Raw genomic sequence first — 20416 nt, forward strand, 5'->3', positions numbered from 1 at the left:
CTGCCGTTAGGATGACCCCCGAACACGAACCGGTTAAGCGAGGTCGCATGTCCAAGCACCGCCCCACGATCGCCGACATCGCACGCCGGGCCGGGGTCTCCAAGGTCGCGGTGTCGTACGCACTGAACGACCGCCCCGGCGTCTCCCCCGCCACCCGCGCCTCCATCAAGGCGATCGCCCAGGAGATCGGCTGGAGGCCCAACAGCGCGGCCCGCGCCCTGACCCACGCGCGGGCGGACACCGTCGGCCTCGCCCTGTCCCGGCCGGCCAGGATGCTCGGCGTCGAGCCGTTCTTCATGGAGCTGATCAGCGGCATCGAGACCGAGCTGGCCACCCGGGGCTGCGCCCTGCTCCTCCAGGTCGTCACAGACCCCGCGCAGGAACTGGAGATGTACCGGCGCTGGTGGGGCGAGGGCAGGGTGGACGGGGTGTTCCTCGCCGACGTGCGCTCCCTGGACCCGCGCATCGAGGGCGTCGCCGAGCTGGGCATGCCGGCCGTGGTGATCGGCCATCCCTCGGCGGCCGGCCGGCTCACCCCGGTGTGGTCGGACGAGTCGGCGGCACTGCGGGACACCCTCACGTATCTGAGCGCACTCGGGCACCGCAGCATCGCCCGGGTCGCCGGGCTGCCCGATCTGATCCACACCCGGATGCGCGACCGGGCCCAGCACGAGATCTCCGCGGAACTGGGCCTGGACGAACCGGTGGTGGTGCACACCGACTACTCCGGCGAGGAGGGCGCGCACGCGACGCGGCGGCTGATCAGCTCGCCCGGGAGGCCGACCGCCGTCATCTACGACAACGACATCATGGCCGTCGCCGGGCTCTCCGTCGCCCAGGAGATGGGGCTCGACGTGCCCGCCGACCTCTCGCTCGTCGCCTGGGACGACTCCCAGCTGTCCCGGGTCGTCCGGCCGCCGCTGACCGCACTGAGCCGCGACATCCCTGCGTACGGCACCCATGCGGCGCGCACCCTGCTGGCGATGGTGGCGGAGGGGTCGGCACCCGGATTCGAGGATTCCGCGGCCCGGCTGGTGCCCCGCGGATCGACCGCCCCGCCCCGCTGACCGACCGCTCCGGCCCGCTGACCGACCGCTCCGGCCCGCCGGGCCGACCGCGCCGCCCCGCCGGGCCGGGCTTCCGCCCCGCTGAGGACGGACGCCGTCAGGGTCGGTGTCATACCCGAGGAGTACGCCACGGTCCCGCCGATGCGACTCAAGAGGGCCCCAGGAACCGGCACGGGGGCTGACGTCCGGGCGCGATTCGGCGGCGACGATGAAGGGGTCCCGCGCACCCCGCCCCATCGTCGCCCGAACCAGGAGTACCCCTGTGACCTCCACCACCGTTCACCGCACCACCGCGGTCGCCGCCCGCGCCACGGAGCTGTCGAAGGTCTACGGCCAGGGTGAGACCCAGGTGGTCGCCCTGGACCGGGTGACCGTGGACTTCCCGCAGGGCGAGTTCACCGCGATCATGGGCCCGTCGGGCTCCGGCAAGTCCACGCTCATGCACTGCGTGGCCGGTCTGGACAGCTTCAGCAGCGGATCCGTGCGCATCGGCGAGACCGAGCTCGGCTCGCTGAAGGACAAGCAGCTGACGCAGTTGCGCCGGGACAAGATCGGCTTCATCTTCCAGGCGTTCAACCTGCTGCCGACACTGTCGGCGCTGGAGAACATCACCCTGCCGATGGACATCGCCGGCCGGAAGCCGGACGCCGCGTGGCTGCAGAAGGTCATCGACATGGTGGGCCTCTCCGACCGGCTGAAGCACCGTCCGACCGAGCTCTCCGGGGGCCAGCAGCAGCGCGTCGCGGTGGCCCGCGCCCTGGCCTCCCAGCCGGCGATCATCTTCGGTGACGAGCCGACCGGAAACCTCGACTCCCGCTCCGGCGCCGAGGTGCTCGGCTTCCTGCGCAACTCGGTGCGCGAACTCGGCCAGACCGTGGTGATGGTGACGCACGACCCGGTGGCCGCCTCGTACGCGGACCGCGTGATCTTCCTCGCGGACGGCGCGATCGTCGACCAGATGATGCACCCCACCGCGGACGGGGTCCTCGACCGGATGAAGGCGTTCGACGCGAAGGGCCGCACCAGCTGACCCGCTGGTAGCCGACTGCCCGTCCCCTCCACCCGACCTCATCCCAGGACACCACACCATGCTCCGTACCGCCTTGCGCAACGTGCTCGCGCACAAGGCCAGGCTGCTGATGACCGTGCTCGCCGTCATGCTCGGCGTCGCCTTCGTCTCCGGCACCCTGGTCTTCGCCGACACCCTCTCCAACGCCTTCCGCAGCCAGTCCGCGAAGAGTTACGACGACGTCGCGGTCGCCGTCACCTCGTACGCCGACCCGAACTCCGCCGAGCAGGAGCCCGGCCTCTCGCAGAAGACCCTCGACAGGATCGCCGGGCTGGACGGCGTCAGCGCCGTGCACGGCCGTGTCGACGGCTTCGCCGGGGTCGCCGACCCCGACGGCAAGCTCATCGAAGGCGCGTTCGGCGGCCCCAAGGGCTCCAACTTCGCCCCTGGCGAGGACGGCAAGGACACCGCGTACGCCTTCACCGACGGCTCGGGCCCGATGAGCGCCGGCCAGATCGCGCTGGACAAGGGCACCGCCGCCAAGGGCGAGTACACAGTCGGCGACCGGGTGCGGGTCGCGACCAACGGGCCGGTCAAGGAGTTCACCCTCAGCGGCGTCTTCACCACCGACGACGGCGAGGTGAACGCCGGCGGCAGCCTCGTGCTCTTCGACACGGCTGTGGCCCAGGAGCAGTACCTGAAGCCCGGCTACTATCAGGAACTCACCGTCACCGCCTCACCGGGCGCCGATGACGCGAAGATCCTCGACGCGGTGGAGCCGCTGCTGCCCGAGGGTGCCGAGGCGAAGACCGGCCAGGCGCTCGCCGACGAGCAGGCGAAGAACATCGAGCAAGGCCTCGGCGCCCTCAAGCAGATCCTGCTGGGCTTCGCCGGCATCGCGCTCTTCGTCGGCGTCTTCCTGATCTCCAACACCTTCTCGATGCTGGTCGCCCAGCGCACCAAGGAACTCGCGCTGATGCGCGCCGTCGGCGCCTCGCGCAAGCAGATCACCCGCTCGGTGCTCGTCGAGGCCGGGATCGTCGGCGCGGTGGCCTCGGCGATCGGCTTCGCACTCGGCATCGGTCTGGCGGTCGGACTGCGCTCGGGCATGGCCGCGTTCGGCATGAAGGTGCCCGCGGGGCCGCTGGTGCTGTCGGCGACACCCGTGCTCGCCGCCCTGGGCGTAGGCGTGCTGATCACGATGTTCGCCGCCTGGCTGCCCGGCCGCAGGGCCGCGAAGATCCCGCCCGTGGCGGCGATGAGCAGCGTCCACGCGGTGGCCACCACCAAGTCGTTGGTGGTACGGAACTCCATCGGCGCGGTCATCACCGCGATCGGCGCCGTCGGCATCATCGCGGGCGCCGACCGCGGCGGCGACGAGGGCCGTGTCCTCATCGCAGCCGGCGCGTTCTTCGCGCTGATCGGCATCATCGTCCTGATCCCGCTGCTGTCCCGGCCCGTCATCGCGGTCATCCGCCCGCTGCTCGTCGGCCCCTTCGGAGTCTCCGGCAAGCTGGCGGGACAGAACGCGGTCCGCAACCCGCGCCGCACCGGCGCCACCGCCTCGGCGCTGGCGATCGGCCTCACCCTCGTCACCGGCCTCTCGGTGCTCGGCGTCACGGTCGGCGCGGCCCTCGACAAGATGACCACGGACAACATCAAGGCCGACTACATGGTCTCGATGGCGAGCGGCGGCGACCTCGACCAGTCCGCGCTGACCGCCCTGGAGAAGACCCCGGGTGCCGTCGCGGTCTCACCGCAGCAGTCCTCCTACCTCGACATCGACGGCAACTTCGCCTCGGCCTCCGCGGTGACTCCCGGCTCCATCGAGAAGGTCCTGAACGTCCAGGTCGTCAGCGGAAGCATCGGCTCGCTCGGCAAGGGACAGATCGCCGTCGCCGAGAAGACGAGCAAGAAGAGGGGCTGGAAGGTCGGCGACAGCCTGCCCGTCACCTTCGACGACAAGAAGAAGGGCACCCTGACGGTCGGAGCGGTCTTCAAGGACAGCGAGTTCCTCTCCCCCGTCCTCGTCGCCACGTCGGTCGTGAACCCGCACGAGGTGAAGCCGTACATCCCGCAGATCTTCGTGACGATGGACGGCGGTCCGACCGAGGCCAGCGAGAAGGCCGTGATCGGCGCCCTCGGCGAGAACCCCGCCATCAGGGTGATGGACCAGCAGGACATCCGCGACGAGTTCGGCGGCACGATCAACCTGATGCTGAACATCCTGTACGGCCTGCTCGCGATGGCGCTCATCATCGCCGTCCTCGGCGTCGTCAACACCCTCGCGATGTCCGTCTTCGAACGGCAGCACGAGATCGGCATGCTGCGCGCGATCGGTCTCGACCGGCGTCGGGTGAAGCGGATGGTCCGGCTGGAGGCCGTGGTCATCTCCGTCTTCGGCGCGCTGATCGGCATCGGCCTCGGCTCGTTCCTCGGCTGGGCCATCGGCGAGTCCATCCGGAGCAGCATCCCGGGCTACGCGCTGGTCCTGCCCTGGGACCGCATCGGGATCTTCCTGGTGCTCGCGGCTCTGGTCGGCGTCCTGGCCTCGCTCTGGCCGGCCCGCAGCGCCGCGAAGCTGAACATGCTGACGGCCATCAAGACGGAGTAGCGACGTCATGCGCAGGGGCCGGTATCCACGACTCGGATACCGGCCCCTTTCGTCTTCCCTGCGGGGCGTAGGCCCCGACTTCCCTGGGCCGTCGGGGCGTGCGCCCGACCTCCCTGGGACGTCAGCCCGACGCCGTCCATTCGCGGGCCCGCAGCGGCATGCCCGCGGGACCACCCTCCTGCGGACGTACCGCGAGGATCTGGTTGACGCCTATCCTGTTGTGCTCGAAGGACAGCGCGGAGGCCGCCATGTAGAGCCTCCAGACCCTGGCGCGTCCGGGTGAGGTGACCCGTACCGCCTGCTTCCAGTGCTTCTCCAGATTGGCGACCCACTGACGCAGGGTCAGTGCGTAGTGCTCGCGGATCGCTTCGACGTCACGGGCCTCGAAGCCGGCCTCCTCCAGGGTGGCGACGGTACGGCCCACGGGGGCGAGCTCCCCGTCGGGGAAGACGTACGCGTCGATGAACTCGTCCACGTGGTACGCGGTCTCGTCCTTCTCGGGGCGGCGGGCGATCTGGTGGTTGAGCAGCCGGCCGCCGGGCTTGAGCAGTGCGTAGAGGTCTTCGGCGTACTCGCGGTAGCGGACCGAGCCGACGTGCTCGGCCATGCCGATCGAGGAGATGGCGTCGTACGGGCCGTCCCTGACGTCCCGGTAGTCCTGGACCCGGATCTCGATCCGGTCGGTGAGGCCCTCCTCGGCGATGCGTTTGCGGGCGAATGCGGCCTGCTCGGTGGAGAGGGTGACCCCGGTGACCCTGGCGCCGTACTCACGGGCCGCGTGGATGGCCATGGAGCCCCATCCGCAGCCGACGTCGAGCAGGCGGTCGCCCTCCTTCAGCGCGAGCTTGCGGCAGACGAGGTCGAGCTTGTCGCGCTGGGCGTCCTCGAGCGTCCCGCCGTCCTGCCAGTAGGCGCAGGAGTAGACCATGGACGGGCCGAGGACCAGTTCGTAGAAATCATTGCCGACGTCGTAGTGGTGGCTGATGGCCTCCTTGTCGCGGCGCTTGGTGTGCAGCGCTCCGGAGCGGCGGCGGACCTCCTCCGCGGGCGGAGGGGGCGGCGGCCAGGGTCCGGCGAGCTGGACGAGGCCGCGGGCGAACGCGCGGACCTTCGGGTCGCGGACCGGATGGACGGAGTCCTTCGCCTCGGCGCCCCGTTCCCAGAGCAGTCCGGCCACATGGTTCAGTGCCGCGTAGAGGTCGCCCTCGATGTCGATCTCACCGGCCACCCAGGCGCGGGCCAGGCCCAGTTCGCCCGGCTTCCAGAGCAGTCGGCGCACGGCACGGCGGTGGCGCAGGACGAGGACGGGCGCGCCCGGCGGCCCGGATTCACTGCCGTCCCAGGCCCGGATCCGGACGGGCAGGGGTTCTCCCAGCAACTCTTCGGCGAGAGCGGTCAGCCGCGATGCGGCGTCTGCCATGGCGCACACCTCCGTGGTGGTGTTTCCCAACGTGCCTAAATTCGCACATACACGTACCCGAACCGGGCGGCGACACCTCGGAGTCACCGCCGGGTACACCTGCGTCAACACCGCCGGGCGGGTATGCCATCCCGCTCCTCGGCAACGGAACGGCAAAATACCTGCACACTCCATCTACTTGGTGCGCGCCGGAGACATGCCGAAGGGGCCGTCCGCACCACGGATGGCGGACGACCCCTTCGGTGACGTGCAGGTACTAGGAGGCCTTGGCCTTCTCGCCCTCGGCCTTGGCTGCGACCGGGGCGGGATGCGGCTTGGCCGCCTCGTAGAACTCCTCGCGCGGCGTCTCCATGGCGCCGAGCGAGACGACCTCGCGCTTGAGGAACATCGCGAGCGTCCAGTCGGCGAAGATCCGGATCTTGCGGTTCCAGGTCGGCATCGCCATGCCGTGGTAACCACGGTGCATGTACCAGGCGAGACGGCCCTTGAGCTTGATCTTCACCTTGCCCACGACGATCATCGCGACGCCCTTGTGCAGGCCCAGACCGGCGACCGCACCCTTGTTGGCGTGACTGTAGTCCTTCTGCGGGAAGCCCCGCATGCCGGAGATGACGTTGTCACCGAGGACCTTGGACTGGCGCAGAGCGTGCTGGGCGTTCGGCGGGCACCAGGCGTTCGGGTTGCCGGCCTTGCGGCCGACCAGGTCCGGAACCTGGGCGTTGTCGCCCGCGGCCCAGATGTAGTCGGTGCCCTGCACCTGGAGCTTCTCGGACGTGTCGACGTGGCCACGCGGACCGAGCGGCAGGCCGAAGCGGGCCAGCGCCGGGTTCGGCTTCACGCCGGCCGTCCACACGATCGTGCTGGAGTCGACCTCGAGGCCGTTCTTCAGGACGACGTGACCGTCGACGCACGAGTCCATGGAGGTGGAGAGGTAGATCTCCACACCGCGGCTCTCGAGGTGCTCCTTGCCGTACGCGCCCAGCTTCGGGCCGACCTCGGGAAGGATCTTGTCGGCGGCGTCGACGAGGATGAAGCGCATGTCCTCGCGCTTCACGCTCGTGTAGTACTTCGCCGCGTCGCGCGCCATGTCCTCGACCTCGCCGATGGTCTCCGCACCGGCGAAGCCGCCGCCCACGAAGACGAACGTCAGCGCCTTGCGGCGGACGTCCTCATCGGTCGTCGAGTCAGCCTTGTCCAGCTGCTCGAGGACGTGGTTGCGCAGACCGATGGACTCCTCGATGCCCTTCATGCCGATGCCCTGCTCGGCGAGGCCGGGGATCGGGAAGGTGCGGGAGACCGCGCCCATCGCGATGACCAGGTAGTCGAAGGGCAGCTCATAGGCCTCGCCGACGAGCGGCGCGATCGTGGCGACCTTGCGGTCCTGGTCGATGGTCGTGACACGGCCGGTGAGAACCTCTGCCTTGGGCAGCACGCGTCGCAGCGGGACGACGACATGCCGAGGCGAGATGCTGCCGGCAGCAGCTTCGGGGAGGAAGGGCTGGTACGTCATGTACGAGCGTGGGTCGACGACCGTGACGGTCGCCTCCCCGTACCGCATCTTCTTCAGAATGCGACGAGCTGCGTACAGGCCTACGTACCCACCGCCTACAACGAGGATCCTGGGACGCTCCGTGGTGCTCATGCCATCGAGTATCCACCCCCCTCGGGGGGCACGCTCGTGAGCCCCTTCACAAGGTATGCGCCACCCTCTGCTACACTTCGCCGCCCACGTGACCCAGGTCATGGCTCCGGAGGGGAACCACGGGGCCTCGGCGAACGTTGTTCACCACTTGTGAGCTGGTCCTTGTGCCACCGAGTGGCCCGAACCAAAGCCCCGCTTCACATGCGCGCCATACCCCCGAAACCTCCCCGCAGCCCCGCACCGGGGCCTTGCGGGGTGCGCGCGCGGTCCCTCGGGAGCCGAACTTCACCCAGGGGAGCCGAATTCCTTGTGAAGAAGTTCACGAAGTTCGTCGCGGCGCCTCGCGGAAGGCCTCCGCCAACCGGCCCCAAGAGCCCCCGGAAGGCTCAAAGGTGCAGGCCGGAGTGCGCATGAGCGTGATCTCACCGATCGGCCCACGGCGCTGTGATCATGCTGCGGACCAGGCGATCCCATCGAGGATGCACCACAAACGCGACTCCCACGCCTGGCAACGTGTACACATAAGTGCGTACACTGGATCCATGACCGATAACACCGTGACCGTCAGGGAAGCACGCGCACACCTCGCGGAGCACATCAACCGGGCCGAGGAAGGCACTCCGACAGTCATCACACGCAACGGCGCCCCGGTGGCCGCGGTCGTGCCGATCACCGACTTCGAGGCACTGGAGGAGGCTGCCGACGTGCTGCTGGCCCGCGAGGCGGAAGCGGTGCTGGCCGACGGCGGGCCCACCGTTTCGATGGCCGAGCTGCTGGCGGATCTGTTCAGCGAGCGCGGTGAAGGCGCGGCGTGAAGTACGCGTTCCGGTTCACCACGGCAGCACAGCGGCAGCTCCGGACCATCAGCCGACACGATGCCATGCGCATCCTGACCGCGCTGACCGCGCTCGGCGACGATCCGTACCGTGAGGACGCCGACGTCAAGAAGCTCACCGGCCCCTCAGGGCTCTACCGGCTCCGGGTCGGCAGCTACCGGGTCGCCTACCGGATCAACGACGGTGAACTCGTCATCCTCGTGGTCAGGGTGGGCGACCGGCGGGACGTCTACCGCAACGTGTAGCGCCCCGCCTCTCACCTCACGTCGACTACCAAAGACCAGGCGATCCCATCGAGAATGTCGTGCTCGCTGACGACGACCTCCCGAGCTCCGGTCCGTTCCATCACCGCGAGCAGGACAAGCGCTCCCGCGGTGATCACATCGACCCGCCCCGGGTGCATCGCGGGGATCGCCGCCCGCTCCTCGTGCGTCGACGAGAGCAGCCGTCCGGTGATGTCCCGGACCTGGTCCAGGGAGACCCGGGAGTGGTGGATCGCCTCGGAGTCGTACTCCTGCAGACCGAGCGCGATCGCGGCGACGGTGACGGCGGTGCCGGCCAATCCGACGAGTGTGGCCGCCTCGGCGAGCGGCACGGCCTCCTCCGCCAGGTCGAGGGCCGCGTCGATGTCCGCGCGGATCGCGGCGATCCGGCCGGGCGTGGGCGGGTCGACGACCACGCCGTCCTCGACGAGGTGACGCTCGGTCATCCGGACGCAGCCGATGTCCACGGACCGGGCCGCGCGGACGGCGTCGTCGCCGACGACGAACTCGGTGGAGCCGCCGCCGATGTCCACGACGAGATAGGGCTTCTCCAGATGGTCGCTGCCCGCCAGCTCCTTGGTGGCGCCGTCGAAGGAGAGCTGCGCCTCCTGGTCACCACTGATGACCTCGGGCTCGACACCCAGGATGTCCAGGACACCCTGGACGAACACGGCACTGTTCTCCGCGTCGCGGGACGCGGAGGTGGCGACGAAGCGAATCCTCTCGGCGCCGAGCTCCTTGATCGCCGCGGCGTACTCACGGCAGGCGGCGAAGGTGCGCTCCAGGGCTTCCGGAGCCAGCCGCCCGGTGCGGTCGACGCCCTGGCCGAGCCGCACGATCAGCATCCGGCGGTCGAGCTCGGTGAAACTGCCGGAGACGGGGTCCGCGTCGGCGATGAGCAGGCGGATGGAGTTGGTACCGCAGTCGATGGCGGCAACACGGGTCATGCGAGCTCCTGTGGTCGTGGTTACGGGGGCTCCGCCCCGGACCCGCTCCTCGATCGCAGGAGGGGCTCGGTCGTGCGGGCCGAGCCCGCACGACCGAGCCCCTCCTGACTCTCGGGAACCGGGGTGCGGGGCCGGGCCCCGGGGTGCGGGAGGTCAGGCCCCTTCGGCGTCGCACGGCGACACGCACGGGCCCTTGGCCCACCACTGCGGCAGCATCGCGATGGCCTCGTCGCCCAGCGGGTTGACCCCGGGGCCCGCCGCCAGCGAGTGGCCGACCAGCACGTGCAGGCACTTCACCCGGTCCGGCATGCCGCCGGCGCTGGGGAAGCCCTCCAGGACCTCGATGGCGTCACGGCGCGCGATGTAGTCCTCGTGCGCGGCACGGTACGCGGCGGCCAGCTCCGGGTCCGTGGTGAGGCGCTCGGTCATCTCCTTCATGACCCCGTTGGCCTCCAGCGTGCCGATCGCGGACGCGGCACGCGGACAGGTCAGGTAGAACGTCGTCGGGAACGGCGTGCCGTCCTCCAGACGGGGCTGCGTCTCCACCACGTCCGGGTTGCCGCACGGGCAGCGGTGCGCGATGGCGCGCAGCCCGCGCGGCGGCCGGCCGAGCTGCTGCTCGAACGCGGCGATGTCCGCCTCGGTGGGCGCGGTGGATTCGGTCTGCGGAGGGGGCGTGTCCATGCCTGCCTTGAATGTCATCGGTCGGTCTGTATGTACGGGAGCGGGGTCAGCCGCGGTCTGCGCTGTCGACGCCGTCCCAGAGGTTCGAGTGCCAGGGCCTGCCCGGCGCACCCGCTTCACCGCGGCGCACCTCGGCTGCGTCCGGGTCGATCACCGTGAAACCGGTCTCCCCGGGCATGACGTAGTGGAGGTGCTGGCGCGCGAGTCGCCGGATGTACGCGTCGTCCTTGAGCCGCGCCTTCTCGTCGCGCAGCTCCTCGGTCCGCCGGTGCGCCTCCTGCGTGAGCCTCTCCTGATCGGCGATCTCGTCGCGCTGGGAGATGTACTGCCTCATCGGGTAGGCGAGGGCGACGACCAGGGAGCAGACGATCAGGGCCAGGAACGCGGCCCTGCCGGTGAGCCGGGAGCGGCGGGCCTGGCGGCGGTTCTGGGACCGGTACACGCGCGCCGCGGTCTGCTCCCCGAGCAGCCGCAGCCTGGTCGCGGTGGAGAACCGGTCGCGGTCCTTCCCGGCCATCTCGCCTCCCCATTACGCACGTCCGTCCCCGCACACGGTACGGGACCGAGTGCGGGGACGGACGGAGGCTGGTGCCCCGAAGGGCGGCTCAGCTCCTGCTGCCGGGCTCTCAGCCCTCGAAGCGGAACCGCGGGAAGGCCGAACGGCCCGCGTACACCGCGGCGTCGTCGAGGATCTCCTCGATGCGCAGCAGCTGGTTGTACTTGGCGACACGGTCCGAGCGGGCCGGGGCGCCGGTCTTGATCTGGCCGCAGTTCACGGCGACGGCGAGGTCGGCGATGGTGACGTCCTCGGTCTCACCGGAGCGGTGGGACATCATGCACTTGAAGCCGTTGCGCTGGGCCAGCTCGACGGCGTCCAAGGTCTCGGTCAGCGAACCGATCTGGTTGACCTTGACGAGCAGGGCGTTGGCCGAGCCCTCCTCGATGCCACGGGCCAGGCGCTCGGGGTTGGTGACGAACAGGTCGTCACCGACGATCTGCACCTTGCCGCCGAGCTTGTCGGTGATGACCTTCCAGCCGGCCCAGTCGTCCTCGTACAGCGGGTCCTCGATGGAGACCAGCGGGTACGCGGAGACGAGCTCCTCGTAGTACTCGGTCATCTCGGCGGCCGAGCGGGACTTGCCCTCGAACTCGTACGTGCCGTCCTTGTAGAACTCGGACGCGGCGACGTCGAGGGCGAGCGCGATGTCGCGGCCCGGGACGTAACCGGCTTCCTTGACGGCTTCGAGGATCAGGTCCAGGGCGGCGCGGTTGGACTCGAGGTTCGGGGCGAAGCCGCCCTCGTCACCGAGACCGGTGGACAGGCCCTTGGTCTTCAGGACCTTCTTCAGCGTGTGGTAGATCTCCGCGCCCCAGCGAAGGGCCTCGGAGAACGACTCGGCGCCGATCGGCGCGATCATGAACTCCTGGATGTCCACGTTGGAGTCGGCGTGCGAGCCGCCGTTCAGGATGTTCATCATCGGAACGGGCAGCAGGTGCGCGTTCGGGCCGCCGAGGTAGCGGAACAGCGGCAGGTCGGACGCCTCGGACGCGGCGTGGGCCACGGCCAGCGAGACGCCGAGGATGGCGTTGGCGCCGAGGGAGCCCTTGTTCTCGGTGGCGTCGAGGTCGAACATCGCCTGGTCGATGAGGCGCTGCTCGGTGGCGTCGTACCCGACGAGCTCCGGGCCGATCTGCTCGATGACGGCGAGGACGGCCTTCTCGACACCCTTGCCGTGGTAGCGGTTGGGGTCACCGTCGCGAAGCTCGATGGCCTCGAACGCACCGGTGGAGGCGCCGGACGGAACAGCAGCACGTCCCGTGCTGCCGTCGTCGAGGCCAACCTCGACCTCGACCGTGGGGTTTCCCCGGGAGTCGAGGATTTCCCTGGCTACGACGACGTCGATGGACGGCACGAGGCATCTCCTTCTGGGATATGACGCTGGTTGTGCAGGGTCACTGTGGCCTTGCGCCCCGAGCCTAACCGGCTCTGCCCCCTGCGTCGGCCGACCGCCCGTCCCCTGGGACGAAAAAGGACCCAAGGGCTTGCATTCCGGGCAAAGGTCCAGAAATCTACTGACCGGTAACCGCAAGAGTTGAACGATCCCGTCCGCGGTGGGCCCGTGCGGCACACCGCGGACACGACCCCGGCCCGGCGCACACGGGGGTGAGTGCGCCGGGCCGGGAGGGAACACGTCGGGTGCCGCCGGACACCCTTCCGCGGCCCTGAAGCCTTCGGGGAGGAGAGACCCGGGACTACTTCAGGTGGAGCTGCTGACCCGGGAAGATCAGGTCGGCGTCCTCGACGATGTCGTCGTTGAGCTTGAACAGCTTCTGCCAGCCGCCCTTGACCTTCTTCGCGTCGGCGATCGTGCTCAGGGTGTCGCCGGCCTTCACCTTGTACTCGCCGTCACCCTTCTTGACCTTGTCGCCGGTCGGGGTCGTGACGGTCTTCGAGGCCTCGGGGGCGGTGCGCTTCTCGCTGCGCGTGGTGGGCTGCTCGGCCTTGCGCTCCGGCTGGGCGGCCTTGTCGGCGCTCGGCGCGGCGGTGTCGACACCCGGGTCCACACCGTCGTTGGTCAGGCCGCCGGCACCGGCGCAGGCCCAGGCGCCCGGGCCCTGCAGGTCGAGAAGCTTCTCGGCTGCGGTGATCTGCTGAGCCTTGGTGGCCAGGTCGGCGCGGGCGGCGAACTGCGTACCGCCGGCGGCTGCCCAGCTGGACTGCGAGAACTGCAGACCGCCGTAGTAGCCGTTGCCGGTGTTGATGGACCAGTTGCCACCGGACTCGCACTGCGCGACGGCGTCCCACGTGGCGACGGAAGCGGCGGAGGCGCCGGTCGCACCCATCAGCGGGACGGCGACCGCGGCACCGGCGACGCCGGCCAGGGTGGCGATACGGACGGCCTTGGACGGGCGACGGTGCTTGCCCTTGCTCGAAAGCAGCATGGTTCTCCTCACCGACGCCTACGAGGTGAGCTGTCGGGTTCGGGCCTGTGAGTTGCCCGGTCGCTCGCACTGGCGAGCGACTTCACCCCGAGCCGACCCTCACCCGTCTTCCGACGGCCGGGTCCGGCACTTACCTGGGTCCCCCGCTCCTGCCTACGGCGCTTTACGCGTCGAATCCCTTCGGCCGACGGCAGGATTCGGCGTGACGGTCGAAGGTGCCCGCGGTGCGAGCGGTTCCGACCGTAAACATAGGCAACCCCCACATTCAAAGATGGACATCACGGACAATCAGCCCGTACTCGCACCGGGCGAGGGATCATTTCCGCAGGTCGGAGGCGTCGTCGGCGAACCCGGCGGGCGAGACGCGTGAGTTGACGCAAAGAGACCCATGTCTCACTTAGACATAAGTGGACATAGGCCTCTGAACTGCCCCCGCTTTTGGGGTGTTTTCCCGAATTGGATCAGTTGCCGACAGCGGCTTCCGCACCGGCCTCGGCGCTCTTCTCGTCCGCCTGGGCGCCCAGGTCGAGACCCAGGTCGAGGTTCTGCCCGGGAAGGATCAGGTCCGGGTCGGAGCCCAGCTCGTCCTTGTTCGCCTCGTAGAGCGCCGTCCAGCCGCCGGGCAGCTCCTGCGCGTCCGCGATCGCCCAGAGGTTGTCTCCGGTGCGGACGGTGTAGGTGCCGTCGCCGCCCTTGCGCGCTTCGGCGTCACCGCGCGACGCGTGCCGACCGGACTCGCGCCCGTCCGTCGAGCCCGCACCGGCGCTCGCCTCCGGGGCCGGAGTGCCGCGGTGCTTACCGCCCGGCGCTTCCGTCGATCCGTCGGAGGCCTCGGACGTCTCGGGCGAGGGAGAGGAGTCGGACGTGTCGGATCCGGTCGACTTGTCGACCTTGCCGGTATCGCCACCCCTGCTGTCCGTGTTCCTGTTCCCGCTCGCGTTGTCCGACGCATCGGACGAGGGGGTGTCCGACGCGTCGCCGGACGGGGTCGCGTCGTCCGACGGCTCGGTGGTCGGCTCACTGCCCGGGTCGACACCCGGGAGCGTGTTGTCGAGTGCGAGTCCGGAGATCACCGCGCAGCTGGCCCACGCCGTCACCCCCTGGTCGTCGAGCACCTTCTCCGCCACGGATATCTGCTGCGAGCGGCTGGCCAGGTCGGCGCGGGGCGCGAACGCCGTGCCGCCGTAGGCCGACCAGGTGTCCTGCGAGAGCTGCAGGCCGCCGTAGTAGCCGTTGCCGAGGTCGGCGCTCCACATGCCACCGCTCTCGCACTCGGCGACCCGGTCCCAGGTCGAGGCGTCGGCTGCGTGCGCACCCGTTGCGCCGAGCAGCGGGATGGCGATGGCCGACCCTGTGACGCCTGCGGCGACGACGATGGCGGGTGCCTGCCGAGGGCGACGGTGTCTGCCGTTCGCGGAGCCCATGGGATTGCCTTCCGTGTGACTGACGTGTGACTGGTGAGTCGAACGGTGAACCTAGCCGCACTCGAACGTGTGTCACAAGTCGATGCAGCGGAGATCACGTGAAAGTCACAGAGTTGACAGAGTGTCACTTTTTCCGAGCGGCGTCCCGGGACCGAACTCCACAGGAAGAGTGCGCAGTCCACGCATGATGAGCCCGCCCCGCCAGCGCAAATCGGTAGGTTCTGCAGCGAGCCGCAGGTCGGGGAGGCGTCGCAGCAGCGTCGCCAATGCCGCCCGGCCCTCCAGCCTGGCCAGCGGTGCACCCAGGCAGTAGTGGATGCCGTGCCCGTACCCGAGGTGCTGATTGTCACTCCGTGCGAGATCCAGCGTGTCCGCATCGCGGAAGCGCTCCGGGTCCCGGTCGGCGGCGGCGAGCACCACGAGAACGGGGTCCCCGGCCCCGATGCGCTGTCCGCCCAGCGTCACGGGTTCCGTGGCGTACCTCCAGGTGGCGAGCTCCACCGGACCGTCGTACCGCAGCAACTCCTCGATCCCCGTGGCCAGCAGCTCCGTCTCCCCCGCCTCGATCGAGCGCTGGAGCAGCTCGCGCTGTTCCGGGTTGCGGAGCAGCGCGTAGGTGCCGTTGCCGATGAGGTTGACCGTGGTCTCGAAGCCGGCGAACAGCAGGATGAAGGCCATCGCCGCGGCTTCGTTCTCGGTCAGGTGCTCGCCGTGGTCACTTGCCCGGATCAGTCCCGAGATCAGGTCGTCGCCGGGATTCTCCCGTTTGCGGTGGATGAGTTCGGCAAGGTAGCCGCGCATCTTCTTGACCGACCTGGCCACTCCGCCGCGCGGACCGCCGCCGTGCCTGATCATCATGCCCGCCCAGTCCCGGAAGTCGTCCTGGTCCTCCGGGGGCACCCCCAGCAGGTCACAGATCGCGTAGATGGGGAGCGGGAAGGCGAAGTCGTGGATGAGGTCCGCCTTCCCCTCCTCGATGAACGTGTCGATGAGGCGGTCCGTCAGCTCCTGCACGCGGGGCGCGAACTCCGCGACGCGGCGCGGGGTGAACGCCTTGGTGACGAGCCGGCGCAGGCGGGTGTGGTCCGGCGGGTCGATGTTCAGGAGGTGCGTCATCAGGTCCGCCTGGCGCTCCCCCGGGATGCCCGTCTTCCCCTTGGCGTTCGCCGGCCCGGCGTGGTGCGCCGGGTTCTTGGAGAGCCGGGTGTCGGCGAGGGCCTGCTTGGCATCCGCGTACCGGGTCACCAGCCAGGCCTCGACTCCGCTGGGCAGCGCGGTGCGGTGCACGGGGCTGTGCTCGCGGAGCCAGGCGTAGGCGGGGTACGGGTCGGTGGCGAACTCCCACGTGAAGAGTTCGGGTGCTTCGGACGCTGCGTCCTGCGTTGCTTCGGACGCTGCGTCCTGCGTCGCGTCGGGCGCTGCGTTCTGCGTCGCGTCGGGCGCGGGGGTGTCGGCGGGGCTGTCGTTCACTCCTCGACGTTATCCGGAGCGCCCCCGTGCCCCTCCACCGCCCGGATCGCGTCCCGGTAGGTACGGGCGGCGGCCCGCAGGGCTGCCTCCGGGTCCGTGCCGTCCTGTTCGGCGCGTACGGCGAGGGCGAGAAGCCGGTAGCCGACCGAGTCTCCCTCCGGAAGCGCGACATCGAGCCCGGCGGCACGGGCCCGGCTGCCCAGCTTGGCGGCCAGGGCCAGACCGGGCTGGCCCAGCGGCACCCCGTCGGTGACCGAATCGCGCTGCTTCTCGATCGCCTTGGTCCGCAGCCAGTGCGCGTGGACGTCCTCCGGGGTCTCCGCGGTCGCGTCGCCGAAGACATGCGGATGACGGTGGATCAGCTTCTCGACGATCGTCGCCGCGACATCGTCGATGGCGAAGGGCTCGTCCGGGTCCTCCTGCGCGATCCGGGCGTGGAAGACGACCTGGAGCAGAACGTCCCCGAGCTCCTCGCGCAGCTCCTCGCGGTCACCGTACTCGATGGCCTCGACCAGTTCGTACGCCTCCTCGATGGCGTACTTCGCGAGTCCCTTGTGCGTCTTCTGCGAGGTCCACGGGCATTCCCGCCTGATCCGGTCCATGACCTGGACCAGATCGAGGAGCCGGGCGCCCGGCAGGTCGTAGGAGCCGGGCAGCAGTTCCAGGTCCGGCATCTGCACCCGGCCCGAACCGCCGAGCCGGGCCAGGCCGTCGGTGAGCGGCTGATTGCCCTCGCCGCCCACGAGGACCACCACGGTCCGGCCGGCCGCGCAGGCGTCGACGAGTTCCTCGGCCGACGGTGCGACGTGCTCGACCATGATTCCGGCCTCGCGCAGATACGGCAGTTGCGGATGGTCCCGCTCGGCGCAGAGCACCCCGTCGGCGGCCTGCAGCGTCTGCCAGGCGGGCCAGGACAGCAGACCGGGCGCGACCCGGTGGCTGGCGGTGAGCAGGACGATACGGCCGGGGGCTTCAGCGTTCACCCTCCGAACCTACCCCGGCCGGGACCCTCCCGGTCCTGGCTCCCGGCCCCGCCCCCCGGTCAGGCGCCCGACTGGGGTTCCTGCGCCTGGAACTTGGTGACCTGGTTGATCCACGGAGCCTTGTAGGTGCTCAGCTGCACCTTCTTGTCGTCCCAGGTGCCGAAGCGCGGGTTGACGTCGACGTGCAGGGCCTTCGACGCCTTGGTGAGAGCCTCGCCGACGGCCTGCTGCCCGGCGGGCGTCTGCAGGTCGGCGCCGAGCGCCTGGGCCAGCTTCGGCAGCTGGACCTCCTTGCGCAGATCGTCCTCGATCTGGTCCGGGGCGACCCAGCGCTGCTCCAGCATCATGGTCTGCAGGCCCGTGTCACCACCGGACTGCGCGGCAGCCGCCTGGCGGATCTGCTGGATCTCCTTGCGGCTGACGGTCACCCCCGCGTCCTTCGCGGCCCGGTCCAGGACCATGCCGAACACGATCCCGTGCAGCTTGGCCCGGGTGAGCTGCCCGGACTTCTGCACCAGCTGTGCGGACCCCTTCGAGCCCTCCTGCGCAGTGCGCACCTCCGCCGCCTGCTCCTGGACCGTGGACATGTCGACCCGGTCCCCGCCGACCACGGCTGCGGCGCCTGGGTGCGCCTCGCTGCCACAGGCGGTCAGGAGGGGCGCCGCGACGAGCGTGGCTACGGATACGGCGAGCGCGGTGCGACGTCGGCGGTGCAAAGGAGCCTCCCGGGGAGAGTTTGTGCATCAGTGCACAAAGCCTTGCGGTGATCGATGTTAGGCAGTGGAAGAGGTTCGGGCCACTGATTCGACCAACGATTCGGGAGGAGTTGGGGATGCGGTGCGGCGGCGGACCTCGCGGGGCCCCGCCGGGGCGGGTCTCAGCCGCCGCGCACGTCCTGCTGATGGGTGAGCTGCCTGCGCAGTTCGACGGGGAGCGGATGGTGCGGACCGTACGTGCGCTCCGCGTCGTAGAGCAGCCCCTGCAGCTGCCGGCGCCCCGCCGCGTGGTCGCCGACCGCGAGCAGCAGGTGCCCGATGCGGTGCCGGATGTCGTAGGCCCGGGAACGGTCCGGGGGTGGCGCCCCGTAGGCGTTCTCGTAGTACGGGAGGACCGCGCGGTACTCGGTGAGGGCCGCGGCCGCCTCGCCCAGCTGCTCCAGGCACTGCGCCGCGTCGTAGCGGAACTGCAGGGTCTGGGCGTCGGCCGGGCCCGCCTCGGCGGTGCGGTCGTCGGCGAGACGGCGCAGTTCGGGCAGGGCGCGGCGGTACTGCCCGTCGTCCATCAGCGTGGCCGCGTACTGCTTGCGCAGGATCCGGACGACCGGGGAGTGCTCCCCGTGCTCGGCCGCGGCTGCCGGGAGGATGCCGCCCAGGATGTCCACGGCCTGGGTGATCCGGCCCTCGCCGATGAGCTGCTTCACCTCGTCGACCGCCTGTGCGACATCCCGGCGGGCGGGTGGCGCATGGGTCGTCGCCGTCTGCTGCGCGGGCAGGGGCACGGAGGCAGGCACGGGCACGGACGCAGGGGTGGCCGCCCGGTCCGGCCAGGGTGCGTGGGGCCGGAGGAAGGGCCGGGTCGGGTCGAGCGGGCCTGTCGGTGCGCCCCCGACGGGCAGCAGCGGGCGCAGCGACTCGTACACCTCCTGGGCGGAGGCAGGGCGGTGCTGCGGGTCCTTGGAGAGGAGCCTCAGTACGAGCGCCTCCAGCGCCTCGGGAACCTCGGGCCGGAGATGACGGACCGGGAGGGGCGGCTCGTAGAGATGGCGGTGCAGCACTCCGAGGGCGGTGGAACCCGCGAACGGCACATCGCCGCTGAGCAGTTCGTGGAGGAGCACCCCGAGTGCGTACAGATCGGTGTACGGGCCGACCGCGCCGCCCATCGCCTGCTCGGGGGCCATGTAGGCCGGGGAGCCGATCGGTGAGCCCGTGTGCGTCAGGCGGGTCGTGTCGGTGTCCAGGACGGAGGCGACACCGAGGTCGAGCACGACGACGGTGCCGTCGGGCCTGACCATCGCGTTGCGGGGCTTCAGGTCGCGGTGGACGATCGGCACCGCGTGCACCGCGGAGAGCACGGCGCAGAGCTGGGCGGCGATCGCGACGGCCCAGGGCCACGGGTACGGGGCGTGCTCGGCCAGGTGGTCGGCGAGGTCGGCGCCCTCCACGTACTGCATGACGAGGTAGAGGTCGTCGTCGTCGCCGCCCGCGTCGTGGACCGTGACCAGACCGGGGTGGTCGACCTGGGCGGTGACCCGGCACTCCCGGACGAACCGGCGGCGCAGTTCTTCGGCCGCACCGCTGCCGGAGGGGCCGGCGACCCGGTCGGGACGCAGGAGCTTGACCGCGACCCGGCGGTCCAGGCGTTGGTCGTACGCCGTCCAGACCTGGCCCATGCCGCCCTGGCCGAGGATGGTCGCCAGCTCGTACCGCCCGGCGATGACGCGCCCGTTCACCGGCTGCCGCCCTCCTTGCGGAGGTAGTCGCTCAACTCGTCGAGCTCGGCGCGCACCTGGTCCAGGCGCTGCGGCGAGGCGGGCGAGGGCCCGGCGGGCGGGGGCGTCGCGGGGGTGGGCGGAGGCGTTGCGGCAGGCGGCTGTGCCGGGGGCGTCGGGACGGGCGGGTAGCCGTAGGTGGGCCTGGGCGTCGTGGGTGCGACCGCCACGGTCTGCTGCGGCACGTAACCGCCGTACGGGAGCGGGGACGGCCCCGGGCGCGAACCGCCGTACGGTCCGAAGTGGCGTATATCGGCGTACAGGTAGTACGTGACCGTGCCTGCGAGGACGACGAACAGCCAGCCGATGCCGAGGAGCGCCTCCGAGTCCGTCATCTCGTCGGGGTCGTCGGGCAACGTCCCGAAGAACACGATGAGTCCCACGTTCAGCACGAACACGAGCGCGAGCAGATACCAGTCGAGCTTCCTGCGGGTGACGATCGCCAGCCTCAGCATCGCTGCCCAGGCGAGGAACCCACAGCTCAACATGGTGAGGGCCACGAAGACCACGCGCAGCGTGACGAGCGTCGCCTGGGACGGGCGGCGCCTCGGTTGCTGCTCCGGCGGATAGCCGTAGCCATGCATGTGCTGCTCCTGGAAGGGCGTGTGTCGGACGGGTGGTGTGAG

General features: G+C 70.2%; 18 protein-coding genes and 1 riboswitch. Of the genes, 5 read left to right on the forward strand and 13 right to left on the reverse strand.

Annotated elements, in window-relative coordinates; genetic code table 11:
- Window positions 1-47 precede the first annotated feature (47 nt).
- The 3 genes from ABZS61_RS09590 (at window position 48) to ABZS61_RS09600 (ending at window position 4690) form a co-directional block, all read left to right on the forward strand.
- Window positions 48-1067: a LacI family DNA-binding transcriptional regulator gene (locus ABZS61_RS09590; RefSeq protein WP_356417601.1), complete on the forward strand. Its 1020-nt coding sequence runs from the start codon at window positions 48-50 to the stop codon at window positions 1065-1067.
- Window positions 1068-1329: 262 nt separating this feature from the next.
- Window positions 1330-2097 carry an ABC transporter ATP-binding protein gene (locus ABZS61_RS09595; protein ID WP_356417602.1) on the forward strand — a complete coding sequence of 256 codons (768 nt, stop codon included), beginning with the start codon at window positions 1330-1332 and terminating at the stop codon, window positions 2095-2097.
- Between the two features lie 58 nt (window positions 2098-2155).
- Entirely contained in the window at window positions 2156-4690 is a 2535-nt protein-coding gene (locus ABZS61_RS09600) for an FtsX-like permease family protein (RefSeq protein WP_356417603.1), read from the forward strand.
- 121 nt (window positions 4691-4811) lie between these two features.
- Here the strand turns inward: ABZS61_RS09600 and ABZS61_RS09605 are convergent, their stop codons facing one another.
- Window positions 4812-6110: a cyclopropane-fatty-acyl-phospholipid synthase family protein gene (locus tag ABZS61_RS09605; protein ID WP_356417604.1), complete on the reverse strand. Its 1299-nt coding sequence runs from the start codon at window positions 6108-6110 to the stop codon at window positions 4812-4814.
- A gap of 256 nt (window positions 6111-6366) precedes the next feature.
- On the reverse strand, window positions 6367-7752 hold the full coding sequence (locus ABZS61_RS09610; RefSeq protein WP_356417605.1) for an NAD(P)/FAD-dependent oxidoreductase: 1386 nt from the start codon (window positions 7750-7752) through the stop codon (window positions 6367-6369).
- A 542-nt stretch (window positions 7753-8294) separates the two neighbouring features.
- Between ABZS61_RS09610 and ABZS61_RS09615 the strand changes: the two genes are divergently transcribed.
- Both ABZS61_RS09615 and ABZS61_RS09620 read left to right on the forward strand, forming a co-directional pair.
- Window positions 8295-8567 carry a type II toxin-antitoxin system Phd/YefM family antitoxin gene (locus tag ABZS61_RS09615; RefSeq protein ID WP_356260632.1) on the forward strand — a complete coding sequence of 91 codons (273 nt, stop codon included), beginning with the start codon at window positions 8295-8297 and terminating at the stop codon, window positions 8565-8567.
- Window positions 8564-8833, forward strand: coding sequence for a type II toxin-antitoxin system RelE/ParE family toxin (locus tag ABZS61_RS09620; protein WP_356417606.1), 270 nt, complete (start codon window positions 8564-8566; stop codon window positions 8831-8833). Before ABZS61_RS09615 ends, ABZS61_RS09620 begins: the two co-directional genes overlap by 4 nt.
- Before the next feature lie 11 nt (window positions 8834-8844).
- Here ABZS61_RS09620 and ABZS61_RS09625 read toward each other — a convergent pair whose 3' ends face one another.
- From ABZS61_RS09625 to ABZS61_RS09675, 11 genes are all read right to left on the reverse strand, one after another.
- Complete coding sequence (locus tag ABZS61_RS09625; protein WP_356417607.1) at window positions 8845-9798, reverse strand: Ppx/GppA phosphatase family protein; 954 nt, start codon at window positions 9796-9798, stop codon at window positions 8845-8847.
- 153 nt (window positions 9799-9951) lie between these two features.
- Complete coding sequence (locus ABZS61_RS09630) at window positions 9952-10482, reverse strand: DUF501 domain-containing protein (protein ID WP_356417837.1); 531 nt, start codon at window positions 10480-10482, stop codon at window positions 9952-9954.
- A 46-nt stretch (window positions 10483-10528) separates the two neighbouring features.
- Window positions 10529-10999, reverse strand: coding sequence for a septum formation initiator family protein (locus tag ABZS61_RS09635; RefSeq protein WP_356417608.1), 471 nt, complete (start codon window positions 10997-10999; stop codon window positions 10529-10531).
- Between the two features lie 109 nt (window positions 11000-11108).
- Window positions 11109-12395 carry a phosphopyruvate hydratase gene (gene eno / locus ABZS61_RS09640; protein ID WP_356417609.1) on the reverse strand — a complete coding sequence of 429 codons (1287 nt, stop codon included), beginning with the start codon at window positions 12393-12395 and terminating at the stop codon, window positions 11109-11111.
- Window positions 12396-12735: 340 nt separating this feature from the next.
- Window positions 12736-13425 carry a transglycosylase family protein gene (locus ABZS61_RS09645; protein WP_356417610.1) on the reverse strand — a complete coding sequence of 230 codons (690 nt, stop codon included), beginning with the start codon at window positions 13423-13425 and terminating at the stop codon, window positions 12736-12738.
- Window positions 13426-13596, reverse strand: a riboswitch (cyclic di-AMP (ydaO/yuaA leader).
- Between the two features lie 290 nt (window positions 13597-13886).
- The gene (locus ABZS61_RS09650) at window positions 13887-14849 is read right to left on the reverse strand and encodes a transglycosylase family protein (protein WP_356417611.1); all 963 of its coding nucleotides are present in this window, start codon (window positions 14847-14849) and stop codon (window positions 13887-13889) included.
- Between the two features lie 105 nt (window positions 14850-14954).
- Window positions 14955-16319: a cytochrome P450 gene (locus tag ABZS61_RS09655; protein ID WP_356417612.1), complete on the reverse strand. Its 1365-nt coding sequence runs from the start codon at window positions 16317-16319 to the stop codon at window positions 14955-14957.
- Window positions 16316-17302 carry a nucleoside triphosphate pyrophosphohydrolase gene (locus ABZS61_RS09660; protein WP_356417613.1) on the reverse strand — a complete coding sequence of 329 codons (987 nt, stop codon included), beginning with the start codon at window positions 17300-17302 and terminating at the stop codon, window positions 16316-16318. Before ABZS61_RS09660 ends, ABZS61_RS09655 begins: the two co-directional genes overlap by 4 nt.
- 59 nt (window positions 17303-17361) lie before the next feature.
- Window positions 17362-18018, reverse strand: coding sequence for a SurA N-terminal domain-containing protein (locus tag ABZS61_RS09665; protein ID WP_356417614.1), 657 nt, complete (start codon window positions 18016-18018; stop codon window positions 17362-17364).
- A 161-nt stretch (window positions 18019-18179) separates the two neighbouring features.
- Window positions 18180-19751, reverse strand: a complete 1572-nt coding sequence (locus ABZS61_RS09670; protein WP_356417615.1) for a protein kinase — start codon at window positions 19749-19751, stop codon at window positions 18180-18182.
- Window positions 19748-20374, reverse strand: coding sequence for a hypothetical protein (locus tag ABZS61_RS09675; RefSeq protein ID WP_356417616.1), 627 nt, complete (start codon window positions 20372-20374; stop codon window positions 19748-19750). The genes ABZS61_RS09670 and ABZS61_RS09675 overlap by 4 nt, the downstream gene beginning before the upstream one ends.
- Window positions 20375-20416: the final 42 nt, after the last annotated feature.

Origin of the sequence: Streptomyces sp. NPDC005566, assembly GCF_040605575.1 — a bacterium.
In the GTDB taxonomy this organism is placed as follows: domain Bacteria; phylum Actinomycetota; class Actinomycetes; order Streptomycetales; family Streptomycetaceae; genus Streptomyces.